The organism is Nocardia sp. NPDC003979 (genome assembly GCF_053605015.1).
Genome location: NZ_JBSGIJ010000031.1, coordinates 20,352 through 34,236 on the forward strand (window position 1 = coordinate 20,352; position 13,885 = coordinate 34,236).

The 13,885-nt window shown below is 62.9% G+C and carries 11 protein-coding genes; 2 read left to right on the forward strand and 9 right to left on the reverse strand.

Translation table 11 applies throughout. The features are described from left to right. Positions 1 to 29: 29 nt before the first annotated feature. From ACWEVR_RS32295 to ACWEVR_RS32335, 9 genes are all read right to left on the reverse strand, one after another. Positions 30 to 2,009 carry a Gfo/Idh/MocA family oxidoreductase gene (locus tag ACWEVR_RS32295; protein ID WP_452470003.1) on the reverse strand — a complete coding sequence of 660 codons (1,980 nt, stop codon included), beginning with the start codon at positions 2,007 to 2,009 and terminating at the stop codon, positions 30 to 32. Further along, positions 2,006 to 3,715, reverse strand: coding sequence for a carbamoyltransferase family protein (locus ACWEVR_RS32300; RefSeq protein WP_452470004.1), 1,710 nt, complete (start codon positions 3,713 to 3,715; stop codon positions 2,006 to 2,008). The genes ACWEVR_RS32295 and ACWEVR_RS32300 overlap by 4 nt, the downstream gene beginning before the upstream one ends. Before the next feature lie 37 nt (positions 3,716 to 3,752). Beyond that, a complete protein-coding gene (locus tag ACWEVR_RS32305) occupies positions 3,753 to 5,144 on the reverse strand; it encodes a radical SAM/SPASM domain-containing protein (protein ID WP_452470005.1) in 1,392 nt (463 codons plus the stop codon). 1,177 nt (positions 5,145 to 6,321) lie between these two features. Further along, positions 6,322 to 7,215, reverse strand: coding sequence for a hypothetical protein (locus tag ACWEVR_RS32310; RefSeq protein ID WP_452470006.1), 894 nt, complete (start codon positions 7,213 to 7,215; stop codon positions 6,322 to 6,324). 77 nt (positions 7,216 to 7,292) lie between these two features. After that, positions 7,293 to 8,051: an aldo/keto reductase gene (locus ACWEVR_RS32315; RefSeq protein WP_452470007.1), complete on the reverse strand. Its 759-nt coding sequence runs from the start codon at positions 8,049 to 8,051 to the stop codon at positions 7,293 to 7,295. A 17-nt stretch (positions 8,052 to 8,068) separates the two neighbouring features. Then, positions 8,069 to 9,292 (reverse strand): JmjC domain-containing protein, encoded by a 1,224-nt coding sequence (locus tag ACWEVR_RS32320; RefSeq protein ID WP_452470008.1) that lies wholly within the window; start codon positions 9,290 to 9,292, stop codon positions 8,069 to 8,071. 10 nt (positions 9,293 to 9,302) lie between these two features. Further along, positions 9,303 to 9,443: a hypothetical protein gene (locus ACWEVR_RS32325; protein WP_452470009.1), complete on the reverse strand. Its 141-nt coding sequence runs from the start codon at positions 9,441 to 9,443 to the stop codon at positions 9,303 to 9,305. A 367-nt stretch (positions 9,444 to 9,810) separates the two neighbouring features. Beyond that, a complete protein-coding gene (locus tag ACWEVR_RS32330) occupies positions 9,811 to 10,386 on the reverse strand; it encodes a cysteine hydrolase family protein (RefSeq protein WP_452470010.1) in 576 nt (191 codons plus the stop codon). Next, complete coding sequence (locus tag ACWEVR_RS32335) at positions 10,383 to 11,351, reverse strand: hypothetical protein (RefSeq protein WP_452470011.1); 969 nt, start codon at positions 11,349 to 11,351, stop codon at positions 10,383 to 10,385. The genes ACWEVR_RS32330 and ACWEVR_RS32335 overlap by 4 nt, the downstream gene beginning before the upstream one ends. A 360-nt stretch (positions 11,352 to 11,711) precedes the next feature. Here ACWEVR_RS32335 and ACWEVR_RS32340 point away from each other — a divergent pair, with 360 nt between their 5' ends. Together ACWEVR_RS32340 and ACWEVR_RS32345 are read left to right on the forward strand one after the other, a co-directional pair. Then, positions 11,712 to 12,452 carry a WD40 repeat domain-containing protein gene (locus ACWEVR_RS32340; RefSeq protein WP_452470012.1) on the forward strand — a complete coding sequence of 247 codons (741 nt, stop codon included), beginning with the start codon at positions 11,712 to 11,714 and terminating at the stop codon, positions 12,450 to 12,452. Between the two features lie 37 nt (positions 12,453 to 12,489). After that, positions 12,490 to 13,659 (forward strand): damage-control phosphatase ARMT1 family protein, encoded by a 1,170-nt coding sequence (locus tag ACWEVR_RS32345; RefSeq protein ID WP_452470013.1) that lies wholly within the window; start codon positions 12,490 to 12,492, stop codon positions 13,657 to 13,659. Positions 13,660 to 13,885: the final 226 nt, after the last annotated feature.

Genomic DNA, 13,885 nt, shown 5'->3' on the forward strand with positions numbered 1-13,885 from the left:
GAGTGGCTCGACTCGAGTCGCGATCGGCGTCATGGCAGGCTGCCCACGCGGTCGATGGCTTCAGTGGGCACACCCGACCAATCGATCACCGCACCCACCACATCGGCTACCTCGGTCAGCCGAGTGCCGCGCGTGTGGGCTTCACCGCGCAGTGCTGCGACGAACTGTGCGTACGGCCCAACGGGATCCGATGATTCCGGTTCAAATTCGACAACGCGTTCTACATTGTCGGTGCGGACGCGCACAGCTGCCGTGTCGGGATGGAATGGCACCAGATCGAAATTCAACTCCCCTTCGGTGCCGGACACGGTTACTTCGAACCGTGGACTCGGCGCGTCCCAGCCGATTTCGACCACACCGGGGCTGTCACCCACGGCGATCGTTGCTCGCGCCCGTACCGGAGTCACACCGTCTGCTTTCAACAACACAGTGTCCACCGGTGCGCCGACATCACCGCCGAGCAAGTGTTTGGCGACGGCAAGCGCGTGCGGCCCGAGATCGGCGATCACTCCGCCCGGGGACGTGCGATACCAGGTTGCGCGGGGTGCCCACGCCGCCGGGCCGCTGTGCTCGAACACGATGGTCCAGCCACGAATCTCACCTATCACACGGTCTGCCAGCAGGCCCCGGGCATGCCCGACCACGACGTGGTATTGCCACGGCAGGTTGACCATCACCGTCAGCTCCGGGCTGTCGGCGATGGCCGCCAGCAGGCTAGCCAACTCCTGCCTGTTGGTGGCGGCCGGCTTCTCCACCAGTACGCTCACACCGCGCGCGAGGGCCGAAAGCACCAGCGACGCATGTGAATGCGGTGGCGTGCACACTACGACCCCCTCCAACGGCACCGTGTCCAACAGTGTCGCTGCATCGAGCAATGCGTGCGGGACGCCGTACCAGCGGGCTGCGGCGAGCAGACTCGTGACATCTGGATCAGCGACGCCGGTGACGCGCACGCCGTCCACGCGACCGAAGTGCAAGAAGGGCGCTGGATCCGGTGCCTCGCTGGTGGCTGGCGCGAATGCCGGAAGCGCACCACGCACGGCGGCCTGGCCGCAACCCAACACACCCACACGGACATCGGGGACCGTCGGGCTCCCGGTACTGACGAAGAACGACGTGTCCTGCTCCAGTCGCTCTTCCGGACCGATTTGGCGCACGGTCGGCGTCACCAAGTCTTGATAGTCCTTGCGCAGCGCCCGCCACGCCAGATCATCGGCTGTGTGGACTGGGCCACGCGCGAAGATATCCGACCAGCGCGCTCGCAGGACTCTCATGTGTTTCTGCCACACCGGGAATTTGTCGAAACCAAGGTGGTTGAAGGTCGTGCCTTCGTAGTGGCGCAGCGATGCACGGCCGACGTAGCCGATTCGCTCGCCCGCCGCGCGGATGCGGCAACACAGATCGACGTCCTCGCACAGCGCGATGGGGTCAAACGCTGTGTCGAATCCACCAGCGCGTGCGAAGGAACTGTGCCGCACCATCAATGCTGCGGTAGGTGCCCATGTCTGTTCCCTTTCTGCGTAGTGGCTCGCGTTCGGCACCTGGCCGCGGCCGACGAGACCGATCCTGCCGCGCGCTGTTGAACCGCCTCCAGCGCATTGCACGAGCGTCTCCTCGCCCGGGAACATCAGCAACGGCGATACCGCGCCGAGGGTGTGGTCGCCGACAAGAGCAGCGACAAGGGAGCCCACCAGCATCGGATCGTCGGCGATGACATCGTTGTCGACGAAGAACAGGTACTGGCCGCGCGTCGCCGACGCGCCGATGTTGCGGCGCACGCTGCCCCCGGCGTCATCACCGAACCTCAGCACCTGGGCGGCTCGATCGGTGCGGGTGCACCAGTCGTGCAGGAACTCGGCAGTATCGGAGGATGAGCCGTTGTCGACAATCACGAATTCCATTGCTGGGTAGTCGACTTCGGTCAGCGACTGCAGAGCCTGGCGGGTGTAGTCGAGCCGATCACGCACTAGCATGACCACCGAGACCAGCCCCGGAGTCGGTGTGTTCACTTGTTGTCCTTGGTGATTCGGTGTTGCTCCAGGTACAGCACATCGATCCCGGTGCCGAGGAAGCACCGCAACGCATCTCGTGGATGCTCCACGATCGGCTCCTGATCGTTGAACGAGGTGTTGAGCAGTACCGGCACCCCGGTGAGGTCTGCGAAATGCCCGATTGCGCTGTGCAGGAACGGTTCCTGCTCAGTGCTGACCGTTTGCACTCTCGCCGAACCGTCGACGTGGGTGATCGCTGGTACCAGGTCGGGTCGGAGCACGTCGGAGGCCAGCAGCATGTACGGGCTGGGTACGGTCAGGTCGAAGAAGTGGGGGTAGTCCTCTTGCCTGACCATTGGCGCGAAAGGCCGGAACGCCTCACGGTGCTTGACCCGGCGGTTCACCGAGTCCTTCATCTCTGCCTGCCGGGGGTCACACAGGATGCTGCGGTGCCCTAGCGCGCGTGGCCCGAATTCGGAGCCTTGTCGGAACAGCGCGACGATCTTGCCGTCAGCGATATCGGTGGCCAGGTCGAGTGCGGGGTCGTCCGCGATGCGCACACGGACCTTGCCCTGCACCTCGGATAGAGCCTTCTCGATCTCCGCCGGCTGGTAGGTCCGCCCCAAGTAGGGCGATTCGAAATTCCACTGCGGCCAGTGACCGTCGAGCCGGTGCGCGCCCAGAAGCGCGTTGCCCAGCGCGGTGCCGTCGTCTCCGGCCGCAGGCTGCACGAACAGGTCGAGGAAGGGGGTTTCGCGCAGGATCCTGGCGTTGGCGACGCAGTTGAGCGCTACACCACCGGCCAGGCAGAGTCGATGTTCCCCGGTCAGCCGGTGGGCGATATGCGCCAGCTGCAGGATCGCTTCCTCCAACGCCCATTGGGCGGACGCCGCGATGTGGCGGTCGAGTGGTTCGTCGGGAGTGGGGTGTTGCCTTGGTTCACCGAACGCGGCGACTAGCTCAGGATGAAAGCCGCCATCCTCGGTGAACTGGAAGATGTCGGAGACACGGTGGGTGCCATCGGGTCGAACGTCGATCGCATCCACGAATTCCTTGAGCGGTCCCCACGTGGTGGCTGGCGGGTCCGTGTCGCGATACCCTGCCAAACCCATTGTCTTGCCCTCTTCGCCGGAGCGAAACCCCAGAAACATCGTGATCGCTTGGTAGAAATCGCCGAGCGAGTTGCCGTACGCGGGCGGCCCGCCAACGGACTGGACCAGCCGCGTGAGATCGCCGTCGCGGTAGTGCAACAGTGTCGTTCGTTCGAACTCGGCCGCGACATCGTCCGCAAAGCGCACGATGCTGCCGCCGCCGTCCACGACGATCACCGCCGCGCTGGGAAATCCCGAGCACGGGGCCGTGCTCGCCGCGTGCGAGAGGTGATGGGGCGCTACGTGAATGGGGTGATCAGCTAGTTCAGGACACCCCCGCCGCACATCTGCTTCGGTCAGGTTGCGGCGGCTGCCGGTCACCGTGTCCAACACGTACGTGGTGCTGGCGACCACCAGGTCGATATCGCCGTAATCGAGGCCGCAAGCCTGCAGGCAGTAGGTCACGGCCTGCTCCGGGAAGGTGTTGTAGCGTTCGTGAAATTCGTTGATCGGGATGTCATGTTTGCGTCGGGACAACCGCTCCTCCGCGATCGCCACGACCGGCTGCCCGCCGATCGCGATACACGCCGAGCGGTCGTGGCCGACATTGATGCCCAGCACGATTTTGACCACAGTGCTTCCCCTTTCGAAGCTGGTCGAACGATCGGATTCACACCACAGTGAGCGGAAGCATCGGCCGACGATTGCCCAGCCAATGCGAGGGGTACTCGTCGACCGAGCCGGATTCGTTGAATCCGCAGCAGTTGCGACATTCGGGCCATTGGTTGCCGTCGACCAGGCTTTTGCGCAGGTCCGTGTAGTGGTCGCCGTGCCAGATCTGTTCGAGGCTGCGCTCTCGGATGTTGCCGAGGGTGCGGTCCATGTACGGGCAAGGCAGGACTTCACCGTCTGGCCGCACATAGGTGGTAGACCAAGCCTCGGTGCAGCGTTGTCCCTGCGTGGTGGGCAGAGATGTTCGCTGGTCGGTGTTGGTCCGCATCTCGGCGATCTGGAACGGCGGAGGCAGGCTGGCTCGCACACCGAGAGCGGCCGCGTGCGTGGCGGCGGCGCGCAGGAGTTCATTGCTGCGCTGCGGTTGATGCCACGGCGATTCCGGGGCCAATACATCGTCGTTGATCATCAGATAGATGCCTTGGATCTCTTCGACACCCAGCTCTGCGGCGATCGTGGCGAGCTGCGCGGTCTCACCGACTGTCGTATTCATCAGCACCATCGACAGGCACAGGCGCAGGTCGCCGCGGTTCATCGCCGCGCGACGCCGCACGAGGGTCTCGATCCCGTTGAGTACGACCTGGAATCCTTTGCCGACGAACTTCTCATAGGTCGCTGTCGTCGCGGCGTTGAGAGATACGGTGATGTTCTTGATGGGGTATTCCAGAAGTCGATCTGCGTTGCGGGCCAGGGTGACCCCAGAAGTGTTCATCTTGTAGACGACGCCGGGCAGCCGCTCTTGGAGCAGATCGAGTATTTCCCAGAATCGAGGGTGGGTCATCGCTTCACCTGCACCGGTCAGCGCGACAACCTGCACTTTGCCGGCCAATTCGTCGCACAGCTTGTTGACTTGGTCGATCGATAGCAGATCGAAGTCGAACGTGCGCGACACACAGAAGGTGCACGACCGGTTGCAGCGCTGGGTCAGTCCGAGGTAGATCTGTCGGGGCATCGGAACGTCCGAGATCATGCCGTGAGCTCGGTAGTCTGCTCCTGCGGTGTAGGCACCCACGTCGGCCTGCGAGTCCCCCGACATGTAGAACAGCGACAACGGTTCCGGGCCTACCCTGTGAATAACCAGACCGGCGACGTCGGAGAGAATGCCAAACCGACCGGTCGAGGAACTCGAAATCATGTCGGCAGCATGTGCGGAATCGAGGCTGCGATTGTCGGGCACATACAACAGATCGGTGACTTCAGGTGGGGCCGGGTGGGCCAAATGCCGGGCCTCAGTGACTATCCGGTATGCGGACCCGACCGTTTCGAGTGTGTTGATCGCGTGTGGTGACAGGGCGGTCGTCGGTGTGAAGATTCGAAATGAGTTACCCATGTGGGCCAACCTTCTTCGATGGTCAACGGCGCAACGCAGCAAGCATACCGCTAGAAGCGCGCGGTCGGAATGTGTTGGGCTAAACAAACTTTGGTGGATTTCACTTGACAACTGCGACCCTTGATCGGTCGGTCTGAGCGGCCTGTCGAGGTCACGGCGATCGGTAAGCTGGCATGACAGCACCCCGGCGAGCCCAACCGCAAAGTGCGGCTTCGTGATACGAACCGATGAACTGTAGTCCCAACATGCAAACGCGTCATTTCGGTTGTGATGCAGCAGAACCCGGTGTGTTCGTCGAGGTCCTCCCATGGTCGGTCGACCATGCCGCTGGGGAGCGTTCAGTAGTACCTCCCGGCCGGTCGTATTTCGGGCACCGCCCCTCAGTCTTGAGCAGCGACTCCTCGGTCTCCGTGCCAGGAACGATCACGACCGACGACTCTCGGCAGGCAGGGCCGTGCTGGCTGACGCGCCGCACAGGCGGTTGTTGCCGTGTCCATCCGACGTAATGCATTACGGCGTTATGGGTGTCGGCGTCGCGAAGCTTGGCTGGCTTCTCGAAACAAACATGTAGACGTGGTCGCTGTGGCTTCGGCAGTCGTTCGGGCATCGGTCCCGCGCAAGTAATGGACGGTCATTGTCTACGGGAGCGGTTGATGGACGATTTGCCAGGACAGGCAGTTTCGGGAGACTCGACAACGGTGCACCGCCCCAGACGTCGTGGGGGTCGGGGCCACGGGTCGACACATCTCTGATCAGGGTTTCGAACCGTTCCTGGTTCGTCAGGCAGAGTTCAGTATGTTCTGTCCGATCGAGGTACTGCGCTGTCGCAGCCAAGATCCACGGATTCCATTCGGAATCGTTGGTCGATCGGCATCGACACAACGAGTAGAAGTGCATTTCGTCGCCGTACGAGCCCTCGTAGATAGCAACTCGCTGCTTACAGAATCGGCACAGAAGCCCGCGCGGCCTTCGGTCCTCTGTTCGTGTCATCGCGTCGATCACCATTGCATGGCAGTGCGGGAACACCATGCAACGTCCGTCGAGTAACTGCAGCATTCGATCGAGCTGCTGTGGCGCGAGTCTGTACTTTGACTCACGCTTCGCCAGGGCGGCGTGCGGCGTCTGTAGCATGTATCCCCCGATGCAGAGCGCACGACTATCGACCTCGCCTGCCACCTCATGGTCCTGCCGGATCTGCCAGGTCAGCAACGAGTTCGGCGGCGTGTCGTACTGTCGGCTCGAACGCTGGTGCTGAATGGAATTGGGGATCGTTGAGGTCTTTCGAGCAGCAGAACAGAGCCATGATCTTGCCGGATCTGGTGTTCAAGTCGGCACACCTTGCCCGGTATACCTTGTCGGCTAGGGCGGGAACCATCAGCGAGGCAACCCAGAGCGTCGCGGCGTCGAGGCCACGTGGAGCAACGCCGAGGTCTTCCCAATCGAGTATCCAACAGTCTGGTGCGGTGAGGTTGGACCAATTAAGATCCGCGTGGGCGGGCACCCATTGATGATCGGTGATCGTCGTGTCCACTCGGTCAGGGAAAGCTCGCTCGATCGTCTCGGTGACCAACGCCTGGGTGATCGTTTCAGTGTCTGGAGTCGCTACCCGCGTCACGTGCTGGCGGGCAAGGCTGTCCAGAGAGCTTTTGAGTGTGTGCCACCAGTCCTGTGACAGTTCGGGTTCGGTGAGCGGGTATCCGATCGCTGTCGCGGACGGCTCGGTGATCATTGCGCATTCGTCGGCCCGCCAAAGTAGCCCTGCCGATTCGTCGAGCCAGGACACCGCTTGGTGCCACCGGGGCTTGGCGATGCCATCCAGCAGGGCCGAGGCTTCGATGCCGTTGTTGATCTGCCCTTGGGCGGCGGCCTTGTCTAGTGCTCGGGCCTCGATCCGTACCCACGTGCCTCGATCGCTGCGCACACCGATGGTGCGCCGTTTCCGCACTATGGTGGATGCATCGAAACCTGTTCCGAGGCGGGCTTGCACATCGTTGATCAGTTGGTCGATCGGTAGTTGGCGCAGGTCGCCGATATCGGACACTCGCGGCTGACCTGTCAGAGCTTCTGCCACAACTCCAGCTCCTTGGCGGTAGATGTGTTGGCTGAACCCGAGGACGTTTGTATCGTGACCGGTCTGGTTGGCCGTCGTCAGGTGTCGGCTCGGATGAGTTCGCGGTACTGGGTGATGGTGTCGGCCCCGATTTCGACGTCGGTCGCATCAACCAGTTCCGTGAGGTGTTCTGTGTCGCCCGTTCCGACCGCGATCCGTGCGACGGACGGTAGTTCATACGCGACCCGAAAAGCGGATTGCGATGTGGAACACGGCCGATGTGATGTCAGGAACGCGGACAGATTCGCCGTTCTCCACACATTGTCGGCCGTGCTGCCCCCGAACGGGCTCATACCCCACCGCCCAGCAGCCGCGATGCCGAGCGCCCTACTCATCGCTTCCGCCGCGGCCAACGCCGAGTCGGGCACGGTTAGTCCGGCGCGGACGAGCAGAACGGTTGGAAGCTGATCGGGTGTGCTAGCCGCGAGCACGTCGACCAACGGGCGGGGATCCCACGACGAAATCCCCCACGCTGCACAAAGACCCGACGCCACCGCTTCGTCGAGATAGGCACAGGCACCCGACAACCGGTCGCCGCCCTCCTCGGTGGATAGATCAGCGAGGGTGCGCTCCGGGTTGTGCAGGAACACCACATCCGGTGTCTGGCCGAGGTCCTCGCTGGATTGTTCGACGGCGGCGCGCAGCCGTTCGGGCTCAAGGGAATGAACGGTGTGCCCGTCCGAGCCCGGGAAGAATCCGACCTTGGTCGACACGGTGAATTCTGCGAGCAGGTCACCGGCGGTCTGGGCGAGTTTCCGGTGTGAGGTGAAACCGCGGTAGTTGTATGCGGTATCCACGCCACACACACCGAGTTTCAGGGCATGTTCGAGCAGGTGCCGGTCGGGATCATGCCGGTATAGCCCGAGCACAACGCCTCGGTCAGTTCGGCGCACACACCCTCCTTGATCAGGCTCTCCGCGAGGACGGCGGCGTCGATGCCCGTCATCGCGGTCACGGTGGCGAGGTCGATCGGATGCCCGGTCAGTAACAGTCGAAGCGCCGGTTCAGCCCGGACGGCGAAGGTCAACTTCTTTCCGGCGGCCAGTACATCGACCTCTTGGTCCCGGATTTCCATGCGTGGAGGGAAGTCGGTCACGCACACGATCGCTTGCGTCGGCCCGAATACTGCACCGGTGGCGACATGGCGTGGTGGCTGCCGTTCGAGCTCACGGGCAGCGAGATACGCCGAAGTCGGGTAGTCAGCGAGTAACTGCGCCATCCCGGCTACAAGCTCACCCTCTTGCTTGGCACGCTCGGCTGCTGTTCCCCATCGGTGCAAGTCACGTCGGAATGGCTCGCGCTCCCTGCTTCGATCCGCGACCCACGACATCCAATCGACCCCGGTCCGCTTCACGAATCCGAAAGTCACGTGCAGGCTGTAGCCCGACCCGCGGTCCCCGCGAGTCGCCTGGTGCCAGAACCCGCGAGGAATATGCATCACGTCGCCGGTCCTCATCGTGCCCGACCACACGATCTCCTCTGGTGGAACTGTGTTCGGCTCCGCGTCCCGGTACATCGGAACCGGCCTGGATGCCGCGCGCACTTCCCACGACTTCTCACCGCCGATCTGGACGATAACGACGTCGTGGTCGTCCCAGTGGAGTCCGAACCCAGCGGCATCGTTGGTGGTCAGGTAGGTATTCACTTGGACCAATTCTCTGGACCACCATTGCAACGCCCGGCATGCGATCTCCATCGTCGGATCGAAGGAGTCCAAAGAGTCCAACACCAACGAACAGCCCGACTGTATGAGCTGATTCAAACGGTCCATGTTGGCTACGGAAAGAACCTGTGACCGACGGGTCACGAGCTGTGTCAGGTACGCATCAGGGTGCAGCTCAGTCCCGTTCTCGAAGCAACGGAACTGAGGAGGCGCCACGGCACGGCGCATGATCACGCCGAGCAGCTTCTGCGGAGTCAGCAATCTGGCGCACAGGTCCGCGTCGGGAACGGTGCCGCGCGCGAACGCGGCACCGAGCCCGTCGGACCCACTCCAACCCAGCGCCTTCTCGATTGCTTGGGTCAAGTAGTGGTCCATAGATCGCGTCCTACGACTCGGGGATGTTCAGGCCGTCGCCACCCGAGCTACCGTGGCCGTCGCTGTTGGTGTCCGAATGCGTGCCGTCCATGCGTCCACGAACGCTCTCCAACTGTTCCACCGCGATCAGCAGGTCATTCTTCGCATCCATGCGCCGCTCCATTCTCGATTATGTGTGCGCAACTAAGCGCCCACTGTCGTCACGCCCGTCCGCCCTCTGGCGGTCGCGGTCGACGCCATACATAGAGAATGCGCCTCCGACCCGGCAATACACCCGGTCGAAAGTGAGGAACTTCCCCTCGGTCGGCTCCCGGCTGTGACCAGCAGAAACTGGCTCCATACCAGCGGAAGTCCGCAGGCTTGAGTACATCCATCGACTCGGGCCGGGCATCACGATCACCTTGCGGCGACCGCACCAAACACGCACCCCCGCGCGCGGATTCGCTGGATGGTACCGCCGCGCCGAGGCCGTCACTTTCCCCAGCCGCAGCGAGGCGTAGGTCCGTGACGAGGGGCCTCTAGACCGCCGCTGTCTTCGGCTGGTTTCGCGTCCGGAATTCGCTCAGAGGGACACACTCGGCATCGACGAGCCAGCCGAGGTACGTCACCGAGGCGTCCTTGTCTTCGCGGAACGACTCGATCCCGTCGTAAACCAGAGATACCGCATAGCCACGGTTGTAGGCGTCGACGGAGGTGAATCGGAGGCAGACGTCGGCGGAGTACCCGATGAGATAGAGGTGATCGCAGTCGAGGCTACGTAGGAGATCGTCGAGGTTGGTGTTGTAGAACGCGCTGAAGCGCTTCTTCTCAACGACGAAATCATCTGGCTCGATAGACAATTGGTCGACGACCTTCGCCAACTCGCCGCCCCGCACCAGATTCGCACACCAGCTCTCCCCGGTACTCCACGCCTTCGGCCAGTCGACCCGGTCTTCCCGATATAGCGTGACGACGTGGACAACCGGCATACCCGCCTGCCTAGCGATGTCGATGATCTCGTTGCAGCGCTTCCCCAAATCCAGGCGGTCGACGTTCGGGTTCTCCACGAAGAAGAACTCCTGCATGTCGATAACCACCAGTGCGCTCTTCTTCATTCTGTGCCGTCCCTCGGTTGATGGTGCATCTGAATCGCCGTGCCGATGAGCCGCAACGCGGGCTCCAGGACATCGAGTATCGCGACCGATCGCTGCGGCTCAAGCGTGTCGCCGTCCCCGATGGGGTTTTCGAATCTGAAGTTGAGATTGAGAACGCCGATGATGGCTGACGTTCCGGGTTCCGGAGATCGGATCGCCGCGGCCAGCAACGCGCCGAAGTAGCACTCATCGCGCCAATAGTCGTACCTGGCCTCGATTTCCGACGCTACATCCGGGGCCAGATCGTACTCGGGCGCGGTATACAGTCCGCGAAACGATCCGACGTAGTCGATGCCTCGCGACAGGAACGCATTCCCGCTTCCGCGCCACGGAGTCCCGTTCACCTGGATCGGAATCAGAGTTGGTCGTGTGGTCCGACGGACACCGCTGGCCCACACTTGCAACCATCCGTGCTCGCTCACCAACCCCTTGACCAGTGGGGCCGCCACGAGGGGTGCGTCCGAGTGCGTCGGCACCACAACGTCGAGCCATGCGGCGTCCTGACACACCAACGTGGTGACAACCCGGTTCAACACCACTAACAGCTCGTCGATCTCTTCGCGGTAGAACGTTCCACTTTCGATGATCGACAAACAACACTTCACGTAGGCCGCACAGCCGTTCGCGACCTCGGCGGTCGTACCTGCGGCCGCGGTGGGGACTCCCCGGTCCCCAGGCACCGTGAGGTGGTCGTGTGCGCGAAGCGCGGTCCGCTCGGTGCGGGTCATCGCCTCGTAGTCCGCGAAATCAACGAGGTGATGCGGCTGCGTGTCGTAGAGCTGCGCCAGCACCGACAACGTATGCAGAGTCGGCTTGACCCCACCTTTCGGCCACGCCTCGAAGTCCGAGATCCGCTTGCTACTCATCGGCGCTTGAGGGTCCCCTATCAACGCGTTGTACTCGGCAGCGACCTCATCCTGGGTCATGCCACGCCCGTGCCTCCATGCCTGTCGCGGACGAAATCCCCACCGCACCGCAAACTCACCGACGATCTGCTCCAACGAGAACTCTTCCCGTTGCATCGCACGCCTAAGACGCTCTCGCGCGGGCCTGCCACCGGTCTCAAACCCCACCATGCCACCCCAACTTCACGAACCATCCCCAACCGACGTCAACTACAGTAGGCCGCACTCCATCACACGTCCCCCGCAGCTGAGGTGGACCGCAGTAGCCCGATCGCTCGGACGGGGTTGTTGTCACACCTACTGTTGGGTGCCGCGCTTGAACCGAAACACTCCGCAGGGAGCCGGCCGCCCGCTTCCAGCGCGGACAGGGGCGGCGGCGAGGTGGTCGGGCAGAAAGAGGCCGATGAGGCCGGCGTGAAACGCGCGGCGATCCACGTCGGCCCCGGACGGATATGGTCGCTGGCCTGCGCCGTAGGCTACATCGCCGCAGCCTGCGGCGACGGCCAGGTCCACATGCGATCGACTGTCGATCCCGAGTGGAAGCTTGTTCTCAATCGTGAAGCGCGCAGGACATGGGCAGTCGCGATCGCTGGCTCCGGGACTCGGATCGCTGCCAGCGATCGCGATGGAAATGTCCGAGTCTGGAGTCTGCCGTCCGGTGACCTCCTCTGGGAGACCTGCACAGATGCTGGGCGAATCCGTTCACTGTCATTCGACGACGGTGGCACGATTCTGGCGGCGGCATGCGGGGACGGCACAGCTCGACTTTGGAATGGCCAGGGCGACCTGCTGTCGGTCGTACCCGCAGCTGGCGGATGGAGCCGAACCGTCTCCCTCGACTCTGCCGGGTCACGTCTGGCTGTCGGAGCGGGGACCGGCGCGATCATGGTGCGCGACACTCGGACCGGCAATACCTTGGCAGAGCTCTCCGGCCACACCGGCCGCGTCTTGATGCTCGGATTCCTCGGCGACCATGTCGTCTCGGTCGCTGCGAACGGCACTGCCCGCTGGTGGTCGCTCACCGACGCCCGCCACTCCGAGGTCCGTGTCGACGCCTCCTGTCAGGCCGCAAGCTTCACCCGACCCGAGGCCATGTCACGATTGCTAGCGCGGGCGGTATGACCACCTTGACCATTCCCCAGCCCGCGATGGGAGCCTGATGTCCAACAGCACCACCTCCGCTCAGCCGATCCTGTCCAGCGAGAAGGACTCGTTCTCGTGGAAGGTCCTGACCCAGCGCCACCCCACTCTGATCGACCAGATCGAATCCGCCCACCCCTACCCGCCCGAGATTCGGCGACGACTCGACTCGCTGCGCGAGGAAATCACCAGCACGATCCAGCCGCTACCGGACGGCGCGGCAGGCAAGCATGCATGGGACTGCTGGGGTGAGGGAATCTACGGCCGCGACTGGCTCGACGCGCCGTTCCTATGGGCGGAAAGCTATTTCTATCGGCTGCTGCTAGAAGCAGTCGGCTACTACGAACACGGCCCCTGGCACGGAATCGACCCCTTCATCCAGAAGAACACCGAACTCCACGTCGCAGAACTCGCAGCGGAACTCGCAGCGATGAACCCCGACCACGACGAATCATCGACAGAAACCGCTGCTCTGATCCACACCGCCCTCTGGGGCAACAGAGCCGACCTCGGATTCCGGATATCAGACCCCACCTCCGCGGCGCGCGAGCACGACGACGCCAACATCATCGCCGACCAGACCACGCAAGCAGTGGAACTCCTCCGCGGTGTCACCGACGGCACCATAGCGCTGATCGCGGACAACTCCGGTCGTGAACTGATCCCCGATCTACTGCTGATCGACCATCTCCTGCGTGTCAACACCGGACTCAATGTCGAACTCCATCTCAAGCCACACCCGTACTACGTCTCCGACGCCACCACAGCGGACTTCCTCTCGACACTGCGTCTCCTGGCATCCATCCCCGGCCGTGCCTCCGACACTGCCGAATACCTCGACGCGGCGATTCGCGACGACAGGCTGCGCCTGTCGAGTCATGAATTCTATTGCGCACCATTGTCCTTTCACGAAATGCCAAGCGATCTCAACGACCAACTGGCTGCCACCGATGCCGTGATCTTGAAGGGCGACCTCAACTACCGGCGCCTGACAGGCGACCAACACTGGCCCACAGCAACTCCGTTCAACCGGCTCACCGAATACTTCCCGTCCGCAGTCATCGCACTTCGAACCCTCAAGTCCGACTTGGCAATCGGAATCGACGGCTCTACATCAGACCGCCTGGAGTCATCGGACCCGGCCTGGCGAATCTCCGGCCACTACGGCGTCGTTCAAACACGGCCGTGAGAATCCCGCTCGCATTCGGACGACGCTAGCCATTTTATGGAATTCGCGCGTCCGATCTCGACCACGGCACGCTAAAGGTCGACAGCCGAGACACGCACAGCCCACGCACACGAGCAACGTTGACTTCAACGGTGCGCGTGTGGGTCCGACCTGCACAACGCAGCGCTGTATCGGCTGATCCCGATAGTCGGCCGGTCAGGCGCAGAGGTCGCTGGGCTGTTTCCTC

What these genes read in the sequence shown, in the direction of transcription:
- ACWEVR_RS32320 (WP_452470008.1), bottom strand. Translation starts at nt 9,292, where the DNA reads ATGGACCACTACTTGACCCAAGCAATCGAGAAGGCGCTGGGTTGGAGT.
- ACWEVR_RS32335 (WP_452470011.1), bottom strand. Translation starts at nt 11,351, where the DNA reads ATGACCCAGGATGAGGTCGCTGCCGAGTACAACGCGTTGATAGGGGAC.
- ACWEVR_RS32345 (WP_452470013.1), top strand. Translation starts at nt 12,490, where the DNA reads ATGTCCAACAGCACCACCTCCGCTCAGCCGATCCTGTCCAGCGAGAAG.
- ACWEVR_RS32305 (WP_452470005.1), bottom strand. Translation starts at nt 5,144, where the DNA reads ATGGGTAACTCATTTCGAATCTTCACACCGACGACCGCCCTGTCACCA.
- ACWEVR_RS32325 (WP_452470009.1), bottom strand. Translation starts at nt 9,443, where the DNA reads ATGGATGCGAAGAATGACCTGCTGATCGCGGTGGAACAGTTGGAGAGC.
- ACWEVR_RS32330 (WP_452470010.1), bottom strand. Translation starts at nt 10,386, where the DNA reads ATGAAGAAGAGCGCACTGGTGGTTATCGACATGCAGGAGTTCTTCTTC.